The 18,984-nt window shown below is 68.5% G+C and carries 16 protein-coding genes and 2 pseudogenes; 5 read left to right on the top strand and 13 right to left on the bottom strand.

Annotation, left to right across the window (positions count from 1 at the left end; genetic code table 11):
- Positions 1–108: 108 nt before the first annotated feature.
- Entirely contained in the window at positions 109–1,023 is a 915-nt protein-coding gene (gene ppk2 / locus ACSQ3O_RS21125) for a polyphosphate kinase 2 (protein ID WP_436140369.1), read from the top strand.
- Positions 1,024–1,120: 97 nt separating this feature from the next.
- Here the strand turns inward: ppk2 and ACSQ3O_RS21120 are convergent, their stop codons facing one another.
- The 9 genes and pseudogenes from ACSQ3O_RS21120 to ACSQ3O_RS21080 all read right to left on the bottom strand — a co-directional run bounded on the left by ACSQ3O_RS21120 (position 1,121) and on the right by ACSQ3O_RS21080 (position 9,855).
- Positions 1,121–1,513, bottom strand: coding sequence for a histidine kinase (locus tag ACSQ3O_RS21120; RefSeq protein WP_436140368.1), 393 nt, complete (start codon positions 1,511–1,513; stop codon positions 1,121–1,123).
- A pseudogene (locus tag ACSQ3O_RS21115) lies at positions 1,510–2,018 on the bottom strand (GAF domain-containing protein). The gene ACSQ3O_RS21120 and the pseudogene ACSQ3O_RS21115 overlap by 4 nt, the downstream one beginning before the upstream one ends.
- A gap of 74 nt (positions 2,019–2,092) precedes the next feature.
- Entirely contained in the window at positions 2,093–3,094 is a 1,002-nt protein-coding gene (locus ACSQ3O_RS21110) for a GlxA family transcriptional regulator (protein ID WP_137745323.1), read from the bottom strand.
- A gap of 34 nt (positions 3,095–3,128) precedes the next feature.
- Positions 3,129–3,743, bottom strand: a complete 615-nt coding sequence (locus ACSQ3O_RS21105; RefSeq protein ID WP_436141159.1) for a DJ-1/PfpI family protein — start codon at positions 3,741–3,743, stop codon at positions 3,129–3,131.
- A gap of 59 nt (positions 3,744–3,802) precedes the next feature.
- Complete coding sequence (locus ACSQ3O_RS21100) at positions 3,803–4,363, bottom strand: isochorismatase family protein (RefSeq protein WP_436140367.1); 561 nt, start codon at positions 4,361–4,363, stop codon at positions 3,803–3,805.
- 152 nt (positions 4,364–4,515) lie between these two features.
- The gene (locus tag ACSQ3O_RS21095; RefSeq protein ID WP_436140366.1) at positions 4,516–6,117 is read right to left on the bottom strand and encodes a methyl-accepting chemotaxis protein; all 1,602 of its coding nucleotides are present in this window, start codon (positions 6,115–6,117) and stop codon (positions 4,516–4,518) included.
- Between the two features lie 224 nt (positions 6,118–6,341).
- A complete protein-coding gene (locus ACSQ3O_RS21090; RefSeq protein ID WP_436141158.1) occupies positions 6,342–7,355 on the bottom strand; it encodes an AI-2E family transporter in 1,014 nt (337 codons plus the stop codon).
- Positions 7,356–7,594: 239 nt separating this feature from the next.
- Positions 7,595–8,638 (bottom strand): phosphoribosylformylglycinamidine cyclo-ligase, encoded by a 1,044-nt coding sequence (gene purM, locus ACSQ3O_RS21085; protein ID WP_436140365.1) that lies wholly within the window; start codon positions 8,636–8,638, stop codon positions 7,595–7,597.
- A gap of 89 nt (positions 8,639–8,727) precedes the next feature.
- Positions 8,728–9,855, bottom strand: a pseudogene (locus tag ACSQ3O_RS21080) (MFS transporter).
- 270 nt (positions 9,856–10,125) lie between these two features.
- Here ACSQ3O_RS21080 and hda point away from each other — a divergent pair.
- The 4 genes from hda to folK are packed head-to-tail and all read left to right on the top strand — an operon-like array spanning position 10,126 to position 13,744.
- Positions 10,126–10,824, top strand: a complete 699-nt coding sequence (gene hda / locus ACSQ3O_RS21075) for a DnaA regulatory inactivator Hda (RefSeq protein ID WP_436141157.1) — start codon at positions 10,126–10,128, stop codon at positions 10,822–10,824.
- A 35-nt stretch (positions 10,825–10,859) separates the two neighbouring features.
- Entirely contained in the window at positions 10,860–11,582 is a 723-nt protein-coding gene (locus tag ACSQ3O_RS21070) for an HAD family hydrolase (protein ID WP_436140364.1), read from the top strand.
- A 36-nt stretch (positions 11,583–11,618) separates the two neighbouring features.
- The gene (pcnB, locus tag ACSQ3O_RS21065) at positions 11,619–13,220 is read left to right on the top strand and encodes a polynucleotide adenylyltransferase PcnB (RefSeq protein ID WP_436140363.1); all 1,602 of its coding nucleotides are present in this window, start codon (positions 11,619–11,621) and stop codon (positions 13,218–13,220) included.
- Between the two features lie 11 nt (positions 13,221–13,231).
- Positions 13,232–13,744 (top strand): 2-amino-4-hydroxy-6-hydroxymethyldihydropteridine diphosphokinase, encoded by a 513-nt coding sequence (folK, locus tag ACSQ3O_RS21060; RefSeq protein ID WP_436140362.1) that lies wholly within the window; start codon positions 13,232–13,234, stop codon positions 13,742–13,744.
- 191 nt (positions 13,745–13,935) lie between these two features.
- On the opposite strand, the gene ACSQ3O_RS21055 is transcribed toward folK, so the two are convergent.
- From ACSQ3O_RS21055 to ACSQ3O_RS21040, 4 genes are all read right to left on the bottom strand, one after another.
- Positions 13,936–14,916: a Bug family tripartite tricarboxylate transporter substrate binding protein gene (locus tag ACSQ3O_RS21055; RefSeq protein WP_436140361.1), complete on the bottom strand. Its 981-nt coding sequence runs from the start codon at positions 14,914–14,916 to the stop codon at positions 13,936–13,938.
- Positions 14,917–15,001: 85 nt separating this feature from the next.
- Complete coding sequence (locus ACSQ3O_RS21050; RefSeq protein WP_436140360.1) at positions 15,002–15,688, bottom strand: response regulator transcription factor; 687 nt, start codon at positions 15,686–15,688, stop codon at positions 15,002–15,004.
- Positions 15,689–15,703: 15 nt separating this feature from the next.
- Positions 15,704–17,911, bottom strand: coding sequence for a sensor histidine kinase (locus ACSQ3O_RS21045; protein ID WP_436140359.1), 2,208 nt, complete (start codon positions 17,909–17,911; stop codon positions 15,704–15,706).
- Positions 17,912–17,913: 2 nt separating this feature from the next.
- Positions 17,914–18,978, bottom strand: coding sequence for a CDP-6-deoxy-delta-3,4-glucoseen reductase (locus ACSQ3O_RS21040; protein WP_436140358.1), 1,065 nt, complete (start codon positions 18,976–18,978; stop codon positions 17,914–17,916).
- Positions 18,979–18,984: the final 6 nt, after the last annotated feature.

Here is an 18,984-nt window from a genome sequence, read left to right as displayed (position 1 = left end):
GTGGCCTGCTGGCATGACAGCGCTGTGACAGATCACGCCGCTGTCATGGCACTGTCACTGCAGCAGGCGACCATGGCGCATCTTTTTTGCACTGCCGGATGGCTCCCCATGTTCTACAACAACGCCCTTGACTCGCAGGAGCTGATGCAGCGCATCGCCAACGACCTGATCGACAGCTACGACGAAGAGCTGGAGCTGGAGATCGAAGACCGAGAGGTGGACGACATTGGCGCCCCCACCGCCGCTGACAAGCTGGCGCGCCAGCAGTATTTCAAGGAACTGTTCCGCCTGCAGGGCGAACTGGTCAAGCTGCAGGACTGGGTGCAGCACAGCCGCGAGAAGGTGGTGATTCTGTTCGAGGGGCGCGATGCCGCCGGCAAGGGCGGGGTGATCAAGCGCATCACCCAGCGCCTGAACCCGCGCGTGGCCCGCGTGGCGGCGCTGCCCGCCCCCAATGACCGCGAGCGCACGCAGTGGTACTTCCAGCGCTATGTGGCGCACCTGCCTGCGGCGGGCGAGATGGTGCTGTTTGACCGCAGCTGGTACAACCGCGCGGGTGTCGAGCGGGTGATGGGTTTTTGCAGCGACGATGAGTACGAGGAGTTCTTCCGCACCGTGCCCGAGTTTGAAAAGATGCTGGTGCGCTCGGGCATCCGCCTCATCAAGTACTGGTTCTCCATCACCGACGAAGAGCAGCACCTGCGCTTTCTGGGCCGCATCCACGACCCGCTCAAGCAGTGGAAGCTCAGCCCCATGGACCTGGAAAGCCGTGTGCGCTGGGAGGCCTACACCAAGGCGAAGGAGACCATGCTGGAGCGCACCCACATCCCCGAAGCGCCCTGGTGGGTGGTGCAGGCGGTGGACAAAAAAAAGGCGCGCCTGAACTGCATTGCCCACCTGCTGTCGCAAATGCCCTACCAGGAGGTGCCCCACCCAGCCGTGGTGCTGCCCGAGCGTGTGCGCAACCCCGAATACCTGCGCCAGCCGGTGCCAGCGTCCATGTACGTGCCCGAGGCGTATTGAGCACTGATCATTGGTCGTGGCCATTGCTATATATTTAATAGCTAAAAAGGCAATACCATCAGGCGCAAACGGCCTGAAAAGCTTGAAATCCGGAAGCCTATGCGGGGTGCTGGAGTATCTGGATCGTCGCGATCACATCCCGCACCTTGAAGGGCTTGAGCAGCACGCGCCGCACTTGCAGCGCCTTCATCTTCACGGCGGTAGATGCATCGACCTGGGCCGTGGTGACAGCCACGGGCACCCGGGCGTGTACGGCAAAGCGGGCACCGCGCACCTGCTCCAGCAGCGCCACGGCCTCCTGCTCTTCCTCCAGCGAGACCATCACGCCCAGAAACCCCTGGGCTGCCAGGTGCTGCTGCGCGGTGCGCACACTGCCGACCTGGCGCACTGCGGGCATGTTCAGTTGCCGCGCGGTGGACACGATGATGCTGGCCGTGAGCGAGCTGGGCTCCACCAGAAGAATGGGCGGCTGGGCGGCGCTGGGGCTCATGCGGCGGGCTCCCCGCTGGCGCGGCGCACCAGTTCCTCCACGGCCAGGTCGCGCAGCGAGGCCAGGATGGCCAGGTCGATGGCGTCGAGCTGGCGCGGGGTGCGGTCGATGAGACACAGCGTGCCGATGTTCTGCCCCCCCCCGGCATCTTGAGCGGCGCCCCGGCATAGAACTGGATGTGCGGGTCGCCGGTCACCAGCGGGTTGTCGGCAAACCGCTCGTCCAGCGCTGCATCGGGCACCACCATGGTGTCGTCGTGCAGGATGGCATGGCCGCAGAACGAGATGCCACGAGCCGTCTCGCACACATCCAGCCCGTGGCGCGACTTGAACCATTGCCGCTTTTCGTCAATGAGCGACAGCAGCACGATGGGCATGTCGAACTCTTGCGCGGCAAACGCCGTAAGCCGGTCAAACCGTTCTTCGGGAGGGGTGTCGAGGATCAGCAACTGGCGCAGGGCCTGCAGGCGGTCGTCCTCGTGGGCGGGGCGCGGGGGCTCTTTCATGGCGGTGTCGGGGCAGTCGCAATGGGCGCCCATTTTGGGCCGCGAAGGCGGTCCCCGCACCCCCTGGGGCCTGTTCAGTGGGCGTGGCCCTGGGCCGCCCCCTGCGACGGCGTGCCGCCCCGCCCGAACTGGTGCCAGGCGCGGCGCAGTTGTGTGTCAGAGCTGAACCCCGCCATCAGCGCCGCCTGCGTCACGTTCTGGCCCGAGCGCAGCGCGGCCTCGGCCGTGGCCAGGCGGATGCGGCGCAGGTACTGCAGCGGCGCGATGCCCGCGTGTTCCAGAAACAAGCGCGTGAGGTGGCGCGGCGAGGTGTGGGCCACCTCGGCCATCTGCGGCACGCTCCAGTCGGCCTGGGGCTGCTGGCCCACGGCGTCCTGCACGCGGTGCAGGGCGGGGTGCAGGTGGTTGCGGTGGTGCAGAAAGGGCGAAAACTCCGGGTCATTGGGCCCCCGGCGCAGCGCCACCACCATCGCCTGCGCCACCTGGGCCGCCAGTGCGGGGCCGCAGGTGTCAGAGATGCGGTGCAAGAGCAGGTCGATGCCCGTGGTCACGCCCGCGCTGCTGTACACCGCACCATCGGCCACAAACACACGGTTGGCGACCACGTCGCAGCGCGGGTCCACGGCGGCCAGCTCGTCCAGGTGCTGGTGGTGGGTGGTGGCGCGGCGGCCGGTCAGCAGGCCTGCGTGGGCGGCCAGCACCGAGCCCGCGCACACGGTGATCAACTCCAGCTGCCCTGCTACGGGCCGCAGCCCGCGTAGCCAGTGCAGCAGCGCGCGCGCCTCGTCGCCGTCCACCGCGATGTGTTGCCCGGCCAGGCCCACCAGCACCACCCAGGCGGGGGTGGGCAGGGTGGCGGGCAAAGGCTCCAGCCCCGCCAGCACCGCACCCACCGAGGTCACGGACTGGGGAGTGGGGCTCACGAAGTGCTGCACAAACCGCTCGGGCTGGCCTTGCCTGGCCAGTGCCTGGTTGGCGATGCGCAGCGCCTCGGCCGGGCCCGCCCAGTCCAGCACCAGGCTGCCTGGCAGCAGGGCGAAATAGACGTGGATGGGAGAAGGGGCCGGGTTCTGCATAGGGGGTGTCAGTGAAGCAGGGCCAGGAAGCGTGTCATGGCTGAGGGTTCCAGGGCGTGTCCATCTGGCGGGCCGTGCGCTCGGACAGCGCCGCGCCCGCCAGCCGGGTGACCAGGTGCAGGCTCATGTCGATGCCCGCGCTGATGCCAGCGGATGTGACGAGCGCGCCCCGGTCCACCCAGCGCAGATTCTCTTGCACGTCGAGTGCCGGAAACTGCGTGCGCAGGTCGGCAATGTCTTCCCAGTGGGTGGTCGCAGCGCCTTCGGCCAGCACACCGGCAGCCGCCAGGATGAAGGCGCCCGTGCACACCGAGGCGGTGATCTGCGCGGCCCCGGCCGCCTGGGCCACCCAGGCGCGGGTGTCCGGGCAGGCCGCTGCGGCATCGACCACGCCGCCGGGCACGATGAGCACATCGGGCGCGGTGGCGCTGGCAAAGTCCGCATCGGGCAACACCCGCAGGCCCGCGCGGGCGCGCACCGGTGCCATGCTGCGGGCCACACACTGCACCACAAACGGTGTGGGGGCACCGGGGTGTTGCCGCTGGTGCATGCGGCTGGCGGTGGTGAAGACCTCGTAGGGCCCGCCCAGGTCCAGGGCTTCCACATCGTCAAACACCAGGATGGCGACCTGTAACGGTGCGGCGCTCACTGTTGTACCTTCGGCTTCGCCTGCGGTGCGAGCTTGCTTGGGGCGGCCCGGCGCGGCGCTCATGCGGCCGCCCGGTCCAGCGCCTGCTGCACGGTGCACAGCGTGGCAAAGCGGCCCTGTAGCACGGTGGCGGTGCGGGTCTTGATGTCGGCCGCTGCCAGCACCTGGCCGTCGGGCTGCACCATGTCCCAGGTGAGGGTGGCGTCGGTCACGTAGTCCACGGCCCAGCCCAGGTCGGACGCGTGGCGCGTGGTGGTTTCGCAGCATTGTTCGGTGCGGATGCCGCTGATGATGAGGCGCTGGACGCCATGGCGGGTGAGCCACACATCCAGCCCCGTGCCCACCAGCGCGCTGTGGCGCGACTTGGTGAAGGTGGCGGCGGCGTCGAAGGGCACCAGGCTCTCCAGGGCGCGCACCTGGCCCGAGGCCTGCGAGAACGGGTTCTCGGCCACTTCGGGGCCGTCGCAGTGGAACACGCGCAGCACCGGGATGCTCTGGGCGACGCAGCCTTCGATCAGTGCGTTCTGCGCCTGCAGGTAGGCGGGCAGGTCGCGCTCGGTGAAGAAAGGGCGGTGGCGGAAGGATTCCTGGACATCAATCACAATCAGACAGGTTTTCATGCGAGGCTCTGTGGAGAGGGGTGGTTGGAAGCCTCTATCCTCGCGCCGAAGGGCCCTTTTATCCGATTCTTCCGGGACAGGTTTCGATCAATTTAGGCCATCTTGTGCGGTGTGCTTTCTGATGCGGCGCCCGTCCTCTGCCCACCAGCCCGTCAGCGCAGCTGGCGCGGCGCGGCTGCGGCGGGCAAGGCCGCCGGGGCGGCGTCCTGCCCACCCTCGTGCAGCCGGAAGGCCGCCACCACCTGGTTCAGCTCGTGGGCCTGCTGCTGCAGCGCGGCCGCAGCGGCGGTGGCCTGCTCCACCAGGGCGGCGTTCTGCTGGGTGCCTTGGTCCATCTGGGCGATGGCCTCGTTGATCTGCTCGATGCCGTCGGTCTGCTCGCGGCTGGCCTGGCTGATCTCCTCGATCACGGCCGACACGCGCTGCACGCTGTTCACCACCTCCTGCATGGTGCTGCCCGCCTGGTGGGCCAGGTCGGCACCGGCCTTCACCTGCTCGGCCGAGTTGCCGATCAGCGCCTTGATCTCCTTGGCGGCTTCAGACGAGCGCTGGGCCAGGCTGCGCACCTCGCTGGCCACCACAGCAAAACCCCGGCCCTGCTCGCCTGCACGCGCGGCCTCCACGGCGGCGTTCAGCGCGAGGATGTTGGTCTGGAACGCAATGCCTTCGATCACCCCGGTGATGTCGGACACCTTGCGCGAGGACGCATCGATGGAGCCCATGGTCTGCACCACCTGCTCGACCACCGCGCCGCCCTTGCGGGCCACCTCGGAGGCCGACTGCGCCAGGGCGCTGGCCTGGCGGGCGTTGTCGGCGTTCTGCTTGACGTTGGAGGTCATTTCCTCCATCGAGGCGGCGGTCTGCTCCAGCGCGCTCGCCTGGGATTCGGTGCGTGCCGACAGGTCGTGGTTGCCCGCAGCAATCTGCTGCGAGGCGCTGGCGATGTGTTCGGTGCCATTGCGCACCTTCTGCACGATGCGGTGCAGGCTGCCCTGCATGGCCTGCATGTCGAGCATCAGGCTGGAGTGGTCGCCCGCACGCGTGGCCACGGGCACCGACAGGTTGCCTTCGGAGATGCTGCGGGCAATGCTGCGCGCATAACCGGGCTCGCCGCCCAGTTGCCGGATCAGGTTGCGCGAGATCAGCGTGCCGATGACCAGCAGCGCAGCGCCCAGCAGCAGCGCCAGCAGGCCGAACCGGGTGGCGCGCCGCCAGATGGCCGAGTCCACGGTGTCGATGTACACACCCGAGCCGATCACCCAGCCCCAGGGCGCAAAGCCTTTCACGTACGAGGTCTTCTCCACCGGCGTATCACTGCCCGCCTTGGGCCACAGGTAAGGCACAAAGCCCGCACCGCTGGCCTGCACGGTGCGCACGAACTCGACAAACAGCTGCTTGCCGTTGGGGTCCTTGTTGGCGGTGAGATCCTGCCCGTTGAGTTCGGGGCGGACGGGGTGCATCACCATGCGTGGGTGCATGTCGTTGATCCACACATATTCGTTGCCGCTGTAGCGCACGGCCTGGATGGCCGCCGCTGCACGCTTGCGGGCTTCGTCGTCGGGCATGCCGCCCTTGGTGCTGAGGTCGTGGAAATGGGTGGCAATGCCGTGCGCGGACTCCACCACCTGGCGCACGCCGGTCTGGCGCTCTTCAAGAATCAGCTGGCGTTCGGACACCAGAAACCAGGTGGTCAACACGGCGATGCCAAGGACAGCGCTCAGCACCAACAGGGCCAGCTTGCGTGCGGTGGTCATGGGGAGCCTCCTGAAATGAGGTGGGGGGGTCTGCTGTGCGGGGCAGCATCCCCGCAACAGGGAAAAGCCCTGCGTGGCAGGTTACTGCCGCCACCTGGTGTGCGGCAGGGCAATAACCCGCATGGGTAGCAGAGGGCGGCGGTGGGGAAGCGGGGAGAAGGCAGGCCGGTGCGGGCCGGTGCCAATCGGTTGGGCGCTGAAGAGCCGAGCCCTGCGCAGGGGCGCTATACCAGCCGCGCCGCCACCAGTTCCTTCTTGAGGTAGGCATAGAACAGCGGCGCTGCCACCAGCCCGGCAGGGCCGAACACGGCTTCTGCCACAAACATCACGCTTAAAAGCTCCCACACACCCATCTGCGTGCGGCGGCCCACCACCTTGGCGTTGATCACGTATTCGGCCTTGTGGATCAGGATCAGAAAGCCCAGGCAGGCCGCAGCCGCCAGCGGCGACACCGACAGCCCCACGATGGTGAGCACTACGTTGCACACCAGGTTGCCCACAATGGGCACCAGCCCGGCGACAAAGGTGAAGGTGATGAGCACCGGCGTGTAGGGCAGCTCCATGCCCCACAGTGGCAGCACGAACAGCAGGAACAGGGCGGTGAGCAGGGTGTTGAACGCCGCGATCCAGAACTGCGCCGCCACGATCTGGCGGAAAGCCTCGCCGAACAGGGTGATGCGCTGCCGCAGCTGATCGGCCAGCGGGCCCAGGGTGCTGCCCAGGGGGCGCACAGCGGCCAGGGCGCCGATCAGCAGTCCCACATAGGCAAACAGCACCCCGGCCAGCCAGGCGCGCCCGGCCATGGCCAGCGCGCCCGCCTTGGCGCCCAGGTAGTTGGCTATCACGCGCTGCAACTCGACGGCTCCGTCGGGCAGGTGGCTGGCTATGTCGGGTGGCAGTTTCAGCCGCAGCTCCAGCACCGTGCGGGCCATGTAGTTGAGCAGTTCCTGGTACTGGTGTGGCGCGGCCACCAGATAGCCGCGCGAGTGCGTCAGCCCCACGCCCAGCAGCACCAGGGGCAGCAGCATCACCAGCGCGGCTGCGGCGATCTGGGCCAGGTGCAGGTTGCCGGGGGTGGCCGACGGTTGGCGCAACGCGCGCGCAGCCAGGGCGCCAAACCACCGTGTGAGCGCCCGGGTGAGCAGAAAACCCAGGCACACGCACAGCAGGCCGGGCAGCAGGCCGCGCCACATCACCAGCAGCAGCACGCCTGCCATCAGCAGGTAACTGGCAACCATGACGCCCCGGGTGGCGGGGCGTGCGGGCGTGGCCGCGTCAAAGTCCGCAGAAGGGCTCCCCCCGTCCACAGGAACGGGCGGGGTGGGGGTTGCCGCAGGCGGCAAGGCGGGAAGGGTGGGACGCGTTGCCATGCGCAGTCACCTCAGGAACGGTCGGGTGGGGCGAGCACAATCCAAAGCACAAGCGGCGCGCACAAGCCAGCGCACGGCTGGCTGTGGCGGGACGGGGGTGAGGGCCTTCAGGCGACCACCACGGCGGCGCCATCGCCGCGTGCTGCAATCGCACCAATGGTGTAGACCTGCTCGCCCGCAGCGCGCAGCGTGGCGGCCGTGGCGTCTGCGTGGGCGGCATCCACCACCACCACCATGCCGATGCCGTTGTTGAAGGTGCGGTTCATCTCGATGTCGTCGATGCCAGCGGTCTTCTGCAGCCAGGCAAACAGCTCGGTCTGGGGCCAGCTGCCCTTCTTCAGGTGAGCGGCCGTGCCTTCGGGCAGCACGCGGGGAATGTTTTCGAGCAGGCCGCCACCGGTGATGTGGGCCAGGGCCTTGATGGGGTGGGCGGCCAGCGCGGCCAGCACGTTTTTCACATACAGGCGGGTGGGTTCCATGATGGCCTGCTTGAAGGGCTTGCCATCCAGCGTGGCGGGGGCGCTGTCGCCTGCGCGGTCGATGCACTTGCGCACCAGGCTGAAACCGTTGGAATGCACGCCGGCCGAGGCCAGGCCCAGCACCACGTCGCCGGGCTTCACGTCCTTGCCAGTCAGGATCTTGGACTTTTCGACCGCGCCCACGGCAAAACCGGCCAGATCGTATTCACCAGCAGGGTACATGCCGGGCATTTCAGCGGTTTCGCCGCCGATCAGCGCACAACCGGAGAGTTCGCAGCCCTTGGCGATGCCGCCGACCACGGCCGCGGCCGTGTCCACGTCCAGCTTGCCGCAGGCAAAGTAGTCGAGGAAGAACAGGGGCTCGGCGCCCTGCACCAGCACGTCATTGACGCTCATGGCCACCAGGTCGATGCCCACGGTGTCGTGCATGTTCCATTCAAACGCCAGCTTGAGCTTGGTGCCCACGCCGTCGGTGCCGGACACCAGCACGGGCTCCTGGTACCGCTTGGGCACTTCAAACAGCGCGCCAAAGCCGCCGATGCCTGCCAGCACGCCTTCGCGCATGGTCTTCTTGGCCAGCGGCTTGATGCGCTCGACCAGCGCGTCGCCCGCGTCGATGTCAACGCCGGCGTCTTTGTAGGAGATGGGGGTGGAGGAGGCAGAGGAACTCATGGGAGGTGCTTTGGTGCTGGTAGGCCCGCCGGGCGGGCTGGAATCCGGGGATTTTAAGGGGGCTGGCCGGGCGTGCCTGCTCAGCCCTGTCAGAGCGGGGGCTTTGGCAGGGCTGTGCCGGTCCGCGCGCGCCACAACACCCCCGCCAGCGCCAGGGTGCTGAACAGCCCCCCCGGCGATGAAGGTGGCGCTGGCGCCCCACTGGTCCCACAGCAGGCCCGCGAGGGCGCTGGCGATCAGCAGCGCCACGCCGCTGGCCAGGTTGAACATGCCAAAGGCCGTGCCACGCAGGTCGGCTGGCGCCGTGGCGGCCACCATGGTGGCCAGCAGCCCTTGCGTCATGGCCATGTGCAGCCCCCACAGCGCAATGCCCAGCCAGGCCACGATCCCGTTGCCGCGCCAGGCCAGCAGGCCATCGGCTGCGATCAGCACCACCAGGCCCCCGGCCAGCAGCGTGGTGTGGCTCATCCGGTCGGAGAGCCTGCCCAGCGGATAGGCGCCCAGCGAGAACACCAGGCTCATGAGTACCAGCGCCAGCGGCGTCAAGGCCAGCGGCAGGCCACCTTATTGCAGGCGCAGCACCAGAAATGCCTCGCTGAAGCGCGCCAGCGTGAAGATGGCGCCCAGGGCCACCACCCACCAGTAGTCCGCGCTCAGGCGGCGCAGGTTCTCGCGGCGGATCAGTGCGTGGCTGCCCGGCGGGGCGTTCCGGCTCCTTCACGCCGCAGACCAGCACCACGATGCACAGCGCGGCCGGGATCACGGCCACCCAGAACACCGTACGGAAATCGTTGGCCCACAACAACATCAGCCCCATGGCCAGCAAGGGGCCGAGGAAGGCGCCCACGGTATCGAGCGATTGCCGCAGCCCGAAGGCCGCGCCACGCTGTTCGGGCGGGGCCAGGTCGGCCACCAGCGCATCTCGCGGCGCCCCCCGGATGGCCCTTGCCCACCCGGTCCAGCAGCCGGGCCGTGATGACCCCGCCCGCCGTGGAGGCCAGAGCGAACAGCGGCTTGGACAGCGCGCCCAGCCCATAGCCCAGCAGGGCCAGCGGCTTGCGCTTGCCCCACCAGTCGCTCAACGCCACCGAAAACACCTTGAGAACTATGGCCGTGCCCTCGGCCGCGCCTTCGATCAGGCCCACGGTGAGCATGCTCACCCCCAGGGCCCAGATACCAGCGGGCAGGCGCTTGGACGTGGAGGCAGTGGGGGCCATGGCGGGGGATATCGGCGGTGGGGTGGGGCGGTGGCGGCAGGGGGCCTGAGCCAGACTAAAATCGGGGCCATTGTCGCCCAGCCCCCTGCCCAGGGAGCCGGTTGCGCCCCGCGCCGTGAGCCACTTTGCCGCCGCACCTGCCGCAGTCACCCACGGCCGGGCGCCTTCTTCCCATTCTCCTGTGATGCTGCTGCTGAACCTTACCTCGCCTGCCGCTAACGCACCGACCGCCACGGGCCTGCCCCTGCCGCCGGGGTGCCGCGCATGATGATGAAGCAACTGGCGCTGGACATCGGCCTGGCCACGGGGCCCACCCTGGCCCGTTTTTTTGCTGGCCCCAACGAGGCCGCCCTGCAGCACCTGCGCCTGGCTGCAGGTGAGGGCAGCAGCGAAGCCACCCGCTCCCCCGTGCCCACTTACCTGTGGGGCGAGCCCGGCAGTGGCAAGACCCATTTGCTCAAAGCCGTGCGCCAGGCCCTGCGCGAGCAGGGCGCCAGCGTGGGCTGGCTCGACCCTTCGGTGGCCGAGCCGCCGGATTTCAGCGAAGACTGGGCCGCCATCGTCATGGACGATGTGCACCTGTACGACACCGCCCAGCAGGCCACGGCCTTCAACTGGTTCGTCAACGCCATCAGCCCCGCCAGCGGCAGCCAGCGCTGGGTGCTGGCTGCGGGCGACCTGCCCCCGGCCGACCTGCCGCTGCGCGACGATCTGCGCAGCCGCCTGGGCTGGGGCCATGTGTTCCAGCTGCAGTTGCTGGGCGAGGCCGAGCGCCGCTCGGTGCTGCGCCAGGAGGCCGACGCGCGCGGCGTGTTCCTGGGCGATGAAGTCATGGACTACATGCTCAACCGCTTCTCGCGCGACCTGGGCAGCCTCATGCAGTTGCTGGACCAGCTCGATGCGTTTGCGCTGCGCACCCAGCGCGCCATCACGATTCCCTTGCTGAAAACCATGCTGGAGTCGGAGTGATTCCGCGCCTCTCCTTTTTCCCTTTGTGACACTGAATGACTACTGAACCCCGCCGCCTGCGGCTTGCGCTGTTTGACCTGGACCACACGCTGCTGCCGCTCGACTCCGACTACGAGTGGGGCGAGTTCACCATCCGCATCGGCTGGAACGACCCCGTGGAGTTCGCGCGCCGCAATGACGAGTTCTATGCCCACTACCAGGCGGGCACGCTCAACGTGCACGACTACGTGCGCTTTGCGACCGAGGCCGTGCGCCTGCGTGGGCCTGAGGCCGCAGCGGCCGCACACCAGCAGTTCATGCGCGAGGTCATCACCCCCGCCATCCAGCCCCAGGCGCTCGACCTGATCCGCCAGCACCAGGCGGCGGGCGATGAAGTGCTGATCGTCACCGCCACCAACGAGTTTGTGACCACACCCATCGCCCAGGCGCTGGGCGTGCCGCAGCTGCTGGCCGTGCAGCTGGTGCGTGACGCCAGCGGCTGGTACACGGGCGAGATCGACGGCATCCCCACCATGCGCGAGGGCAAGGTGCTGCGCATGGAGCAGTGGCTGGCCGCGCGCCAGCTCAGCTGGGCGGACGTGGACAGCACGTTCTACAGCGACTCCATGAACGACGTGCCCCTGCTCGAAAAGGTGAACCGCCCCGTCGCCACCAACCCCGACCCGCGCCTGCGCGCCCTGGCCCAGCAGCGCGGCTGGCGCATACTGGACCTGTTCTCGGCACCATCCGGCGAGCCCGCCAGCCAGACGGCCTCCTGACCCCTGCGCTCGCAGCCCCCTGATACCTCCCTACCCATGATCAAGAAGTTCATCGACAAACTGCTGGGCAAATCGACGCCCGGCACCTCGGGCGGCAGGCCCCACTTCGGCAAGCGCGAAGAAGTGCCCGCCAGCGTGCATGGCATCAACCCCGAGCTGGTGGACCGCCGTGCCGCCGAGGTGGTGGCCACGCTCAAGCAGGCAGGCTTCGAGGCCTACATCGTGGGCGGCGCCGTGCGCGACCTGTTGCTGGGCCTGCGCCCCAAGGACTTTGACGTGGCCACCAACGCCACCCCCGAGCAGGTCAAGGGCCTGTTTCGCCGCGCCTTCATCATCGGCAAGCGCTTTCGCATCGTGCACGTGGTGCATGGCCGGGGTCGCGAGCACGAGGTGATCGAGGTCTCCACCTTCCGCGCCTACCTCGACAACAGCGCCGCAGGCCAGGTCAGCGGCAACGAAAAGACCTCCAAGGCGCAGCTCGCGGGCATGCAGCACGCCGTGGACGCCAGCGGCCGCGTGCTGCGCGACAACGTCTGGGGCCCGCAGGACGAAGACGCCACCCGCCGCGACTTCACCGTGAACGCCATGTACTACGACCCGGTGAGCCAGATCGTGGTGGATTACCACAAGGGCTTGCAGGACGCCAAAAAGAAGACGCTGCGCATGATCGGCGACCCCGCCACGCGCTACCGCGAAGACCCGGTGCGCATCATCCGCGCCGTGCGTTTCGCCGCCAAGCTCAGCCCCCTGGGCTTCACCATCGACGCCAAGTCGGCCGCGCCCCTGGTGCAGTCGCAGGCCCTGCTGGCCGAGGTGCCCCAGAGCCGCATGTTTGACGAAATGCTCAAGCTGCTGCAAACCGGCCACGCCATCGCCACCATCGAACAGCTCAAGAAGCTGGGCATGGCCAAGGGCATATACCCCCTGCTGGACGTGGCTGTGGAGCGCGCCGACACCCCGTTTGTCAAAGCCGCCCTGGTGGACACCGACCGCCGCGTGAACGAAGGCAAACCCGTGGCGCCCAGCTTCTTGCTGGCCTGCGTGCTGTGGGAAGACGTCCGCAATGGCTGGCAGGAGCGCCTGAACCAGCGACAGCACCCGCTGCCTGCGCTGCAAGAGGCCATCGACGAAGTGTTCGACAAGCGCATCGGCGACGTGTCGGGCCGGGGCAAGCTGGCCGCCGACATGCGCGAGATCTGGGTCATGCAGCCGCGCTTTGAAAAGCGCGTGGGCAACACGCCGTTCGGCATGGTCATGCAGCCGCGTTTCCGTGCCGGGTTCGACTTCATGCGCCTGCGCGCCGATGTGGGCGAGGTCGAAGAAGCGCTGGCCGAGTGGTGGCAGGACTTCCAGACGGCCGACGACGAGCGCCGCGACGACCTGATGGACCAGGCGCGCGAAGAACAGAAGGCCCGCCAGAAAGCGCAGCAGCCCGTGGTCAAGCGCGTGCCACGTAGTGCGCCCGTGGCGGCCCCGCGTGCTGTGGGCCCTGCGGGGGACGCGGATGTTTTGGAAGAGGGCGCGGAGTTCGCCACCGAAGGCAGCGCCCCCAAAAAGCGCCGCCGCCGTCGCCGCAAACCAGGTGGTGGTGCGGGCGGCGGTGGTGAAGGCGCAGCGCCTGCCACCGCAGGCGAGTGAGTTGGCAGGACATGGGCGCTGAGCCCTCCCTGGTCTACGTAGGCCTGGGCGCTAATCTGGGCGAGCGCGAAGCCGCCCTGCGCAAGGCCCTGGCCGCCTTGGGCCAATGCCCGGGCACCCGCGTGCTGCGGGTGTCGCCGCTCTATGGCAGCGCCCCGGTGGATGCCGGTGGGCCGGACTACCTGAACGCCGTGGCCGAAGTGGCCACCACCCTCACCCCCGAGGCCCTGCTGCAGGCGCTGCAGGCCATCGAACAATCCGCCGGGCGCGAGCGCCCCTACCGCAACGCACCCCGCACGCTGGACCTGGACATCCTGTGGTTTGGCGACCAGGTGATCGACACCCCCACCCTCACCGTCCCCCACCCCCGCATGGCCGAACGCGCTTTTGTGCTGCGCCCCCTGGCCGACCTGGTGCCTGAGCGCGTGGCCGCAGAAGCCCTGCAGGCGGTGACCGCGCAGAGCATCTACCCGCTGGCCGACGGGCGCTGGGCCGAGGGTGTGGTGGGTGGTGCTTGCTCCTGAATCAGGAGCTGCTTGCGCTTGATGGACGGGTGCAAGAGGCCAAAAAAGCTTAAAAACCTGCTTGCCCTGCGCCGGGCTTACCCATACCGGGTGATGCGGGTGATGCCCCACACCAGCGCCACCGTGGAACCGGCTCCGCCGGGCCACGGGTGGCGTCTCCCTGGTTGGAAGACGCGCAGCGGCTCAGGGGGTCAATCCACCTTCGCGCCCGACGCCTTCACCACCTGCTGGTACTTGGCGCGTTCGCTGGCCATGAAGCTGTCGAACTGCTGCGGCGTGGTGGCCACGGGTTCGGCCAGCAGGGCGCCAAAGCGGGTCTTGGTCTCGGGCGCGTTCAGCGCCGCCACAAAGGCCTTGTTCAGCTTGTCGATGATGGGCTTTGGCGTGGCCGCCGGTGCCACCAGGCCCCACCAGGTGTCGATGGAGAAGCCCTTGAACGTGGCGGACAGGGGCGGCACGCCCGGCAGCGAGGCCGAGGCGTCGAGCGAGGTCACGGCCAGCGCTTTGAGCTTGCCCGCGCGGATGTTGGGCGCGGCGGCGGCCAGGTTGTCGATGTTGAAGTCCACCTCGCCCGCCAGCAGCGCCAGCTGGGCCGGGTTGGCGCCCCGGTAGGGGATGTGCAGCGCGAAGATGCCCGCGCGTTGCTTGAACATCTCGCCCGCCAGGTGGCCCGCGCTGCCATTGCCGCCGCTGCCGTAGTTGAGCTTGGCGGGGTTGGCCTTGGCGTAGGCGATCAGGTCGGTCACGGAGTTGATCTTGAGCTGCTCGGCCTTGGCGGCATTCATGACCAGCACGTTGGGCACGCGCACCATCTGCGTGATGCCAACAAAGTCTTTGCCCGCGTCATACGGCATGCGCGCATACAGCCAGGGGTTGACCGCGTGGGTGGCGGTGGCGGCGATGCCGATGGTCAGTCCGTCAGGTGCGGCCTTGGCAATCGCGTCGGCGCCGATGTTGCCGCCCGCGCCGCCCTTGTTGTCGATGATCACCGTGCCCAGCGAATCGCGCACGCGCTCGGCCAGCGCACGGGCCGTTACGTCGATGGGGCCGCCGGGGGCGTAGGGCACGATCAGGCGGATGGGCTGGCCCGTGTCCTGCGCCGAAGCGATGGAGGGAGAAAAAACCGTTGCGGCGGCAACGGCGCTGGCGAGAAGGATGTTTCTGCGGTTCATGGGTGCATTGTGCAAAAAATTCGTAAGAAGGCTTATGAAGCCCTGTAGCGGTGATGGTTGGGCGGTGAGGGTCAGGCGGCGACGCTCATGCCGGGCGGGGTGCGCCAAGCGCCACGCCCAGGTCTTCCACCAGCATGCCCAGCTCGTGCGACGAACGGATGTCCAGCTTCAGGAAGATGGCGGAGCGGTGCGTGTCCACAGTGCGCGGGTCGATGGGGCGCTCCGGGTCACGCTGGGCCAGCGCGCGGGCGACCTCCTTGCTGCTGATGCCGGTGGCCACCAGTTGGGCCACCTCTTGCTGGCGTGGGCTCAGGGCGTCCCATCGCTCGCGTAGTTGCTGCAACCGTTGCGCCTGCCGTGCCTGCGCTTGCGACAGCGCGGAGGCTTTCTCGACAGCGGCCAGCAAGGTGGCTTCGTTGCACGGCTTTTCCAGCCAGTCCACCGCCCCCTGCTTGACGGCTGCGACGGCGGAGGACAGCTCGCCATGGGCCGACAGGAACACGGTCTTGAGCGCGCTGTGGCGCTGGCCGAGTTCGTGGAACACCTGCAGCCCGCTCAGGCCTTCCATGCGCAGGTCCAGCAGCACGCAGCCGGGCTGGTCCAGCGCCGCCTGGGCCAGAAAAGCCTCTCCGGCTTCAAAGGCACGCACCGTGTACCCGCGTGCCAGCAGCAGGGCGGCCAGCGATTGGCGCACGCCTTCATCGTCGTCCACGATGTAGACCACGGTGTCACCGTGCGACCCGGCGGCTGTGGGAAGGGTGTCGTAGGTCATGGTGCGGCGGCGTTTTCAGGGATTGTCAGGTGCGCTGGCGAGCGGCAGGCGGATCTCGAAAACGGCGCCGCCGCCCTCGCGGTTGCAGGCCTGCAACTGGCCGCCCATGCTCTCAATGATGGAGCGGCAGATGTTGAGGCCCAGGCCCAGCCCGTCAGAACGGGTGGTGAAAAAGGGCTCGAACAGGCGCTCTGCGATGCCGGGCGGCAGGCCCGGGCCCCGGTCGAGCACCTGCACCAGCGCGTGGCCGTGGTCTGCGGCCAAACGCAGCCGCAGTTCGTGCCCCTCGGGCGGAGCTTGGTGTGTCTGCATGGCCTGCAGCGCGTTCAGGCCCAGGTTGATCACCACTTGTTCGAGCAGCACGCGGTCGGCATGCACCTGCAAAGGGGCTGCGGCCGGCTCGACGCGCACCGCAATCCCCTGGCGGCGGGCCTCGGCGCGCAGCAGCAGCTCCAGCGACTGCTCCACGATGGCCGACAGGTCGCAGGGCTCGCGGCTTTCAGGGTGCTGGCGCACCCAGCGGCGGATGCGGCCCACGATGTCGGCGGCCCGCAGCGCCTGGGCCGACAGGGCTTCCAGGCTGTCATTGAGGGGCCCGGTCTTGCCCTGAGCGGCCAGTGCACGTGCCGCCGCCGCGTAGTTGACCAGGGCCGCAAGCGGCTGGTTCAGTTCGTGCGCCAGGGTCGAGGCCATCTCGCCCACCGTGATCACACGCTGCACCCGCTGCAGCTGCGTCTCGTGCTGCTGCTGCTGCTCTTCGGCCCGCTTCTGCGCGGTGATGTTGACCACCGAGCTCATCCAGCCGATGTGCTGGCCGCTGCCGTCGATGAGGCGCGTGGTGTAGAACATGGTGTACACGTCCGACCCATCGCGGTGCCGCAGCCGGTTTTCCCGTCCCTGGGGAAACGCGTTGCCGGCCAGCACGGTGTCGCTGTCGTTCCAGTGCCGGTCGAGGTCATCTGGGTGCCAGTAGGGGTAGGGCGGCAGCTGGCCGATGAGTTCGTCGGCCCGGTAGCCCACCATGTCGCACATGGCGGCGTTCACGTAGACGATGCGGCCTTCGAGGTCGCGGGCGCGCATGCCCACCAGCAGCGAGTCTTCCATCGACTGGCGGAACGCCTGTGCCTGCTGCAGCGCGTGGGTGCGCTCCTGCACGCGCTGCTCCAGCCCGATGCGGGCCTGGCGGTTTTCGGCCAGGCGGCGCTCGCGCAGCTGCCAGTAGAGCGCGCCCAGCACCAGCAGGCCCGAGGCCAGCGTGGCCAGCGCCCAGGCCTGCTGGCGGGCCACGGCCACCACCCGGCTGTCGGCGGTGACGGTGAGCGTCCAGCCCAGGTCGGGCAGGGCTTCCTCGAACGCCAGGTAGCGCTTGCCATTGCCGTCCAGGCGCAGTTCGGCACCCGGCTGGTCGTCCTGCTGGCGCAGGGTCCAGGGCACGGGGCGGGGCGTCCAGCCGGTGCCGTATTGCTCGTTGTGCTGCAGTTGCTGCACGTCGGCGGCGGGCACGGGGCGGCTGGTGCGGTAGAGCCAGCTGGGCTCGGAGCCCAGGAACACGATGCCCCGCGCGTCGGTCACGAACACCGGGTCGCGCAGCTGCTCCCAGGGGTTGGCAATGGGCTCCATGCGCACCTTCACTGCCACCACGCCGATCACCCGGCCGTTGTCGCGCACGGGGGCTGACACAAACAGGCCCGGCTCGCCCGTGGTCTTGCCCACGCCATAAAAACGCCCGGTGTCACCGCCCAGCGCATCGTGGAAGTAAGGGCGATTGCGGTAGTTCTGGTGCACAAAGCTGCTGGGCGTGTCCCAGTTGCTCGATGCCAGCGTGAGGCCCTCCAGGTCCATCACATACAGCATGTCGGAGCCCGCGTGCTCGTTCACGGCCTGCAGATAGGCGTTGGCGGCATCGCGCACCTCCTGGGAGGCGGGGTGGCGTAGCAACTGGCTCACCAGTGGGTGCTGGGCGGTGGTGAAGGGCAGGTAGTTGTAGCGCGTGGCCACCCCCCGCAGGGCCAGGGCCTGCACCTCGCCCGAGCGGCGCAGGTTGTCCCACTGGGCGTCCCGCTCGCTCTGGGCCGCCCATTCACCGGCGGCCACCACCAGCAGCACGGCCACGCACAGCAAGGCTGCGATGAACCCGGCGCCCCGGCGCAGGCGGGGCAACCCGTGGGAAGGGCGCGGGGCACCGGCCTCGGTTGAGTCGTCGGGCGCCGCGCGCAGGTCCACCGTCAGCCGCCGTGTTTGTCGGCTTCGGAGGTGAAGGAGTCGGCGAAAAACTCTTCGGCTGGCAGGCCCCGCTGCGCGCTGTAGGCTTCGCGGGCTGAATCGACCACGATGGGCGCGCCGCAGGCATAGACCTGGTGGCCCGACAGGTCGGCAAAGTCATCCAGCACGGCCTGGTGCACGAAGCCGGTGCGGCCCGTCCAGCCGTCTTCGGGCAGGGCGTTCGAGATCACAGGGATGTAGCGCAGCCAGGGCAGCTCGGCCGCGCGGGCCTGCACCCAGTCGTGCATGTAGAGGTCTTCCGGACGGCGCCCCCCCCAGTACAGCGCGGTGGGGCGGGTGATGCCCTTGAACTGCAGGTGCTCTATCAGCGCCTTGATGGGGGCAAAGCCGGTGCCCGAGGCGAGCAGCACGATGGGTTTGTCGGAGTCTTCGCGCAGGAAGAAGCTGCCGAACGGGCCCTCGACGCGCAGGATTTCCTTCTCCTTCATCGCACCGAACACATGGTCGGTGAACTTGCCGCCTGGCATGTGGCGGATGTGCAGTTCCACGCCCGGCGCCTCGGCCTGGGTGTGCGGCGCGTTGGCCATCGAATAGGCGCGGCGGGCACCGTCGCGCAGGATGAATTCGATGTACTGCCCCGCGTGGTAGCGGAAGGTGTCGGCGGCGGGCAACTGCAGGCGCACCTGCATCACGTCGTGCGACTTTTTCGTGAGCGTGGACACGCGCACCGGCATCTTCTTGATCGGGTAGGCGCTTTCGTCAGTGACCTGGCGTGACTCGAGCACCACGTCCGACAGCGGCTGGGCGCAGCAGGTCAGCACCAGGCCTGCTGCCTCCTCGTCGGCGCTCAGCGCCTTGGGCTGGTGCTCGCCATGGCGCACCGTGCCGCTGATCTTCTTGCATTTGCACGAGCCGCAGGCGCCGTCCTTGCAGCCATAGGGCAGGCCCACGCCACTCTGTATGGCCGCAGCCAGGATGCTCTGGCCCGGGGTGGCACTGAAAGCGCGGCCGCTGGGCTGCACGGTGATCTGGAACGCTGCGGTGGTGGCAGCCTCGGCGCTGGTCATGTTGTG

The organism is Acidovorax sp. LjRoot74 (genome assembly GCF_964254355.1).
Classification (GTDB): domain Bacteria; phylum Pseudomonadota; class Gammaproteobacteria; order Burkholderiales; family Burkholderiaceae_C; genus Acidovorax.
Note: the sequence above shows the minus strand (reverse complement) of the source record. Positions and strands in the feature narration are given on the sequence as shown.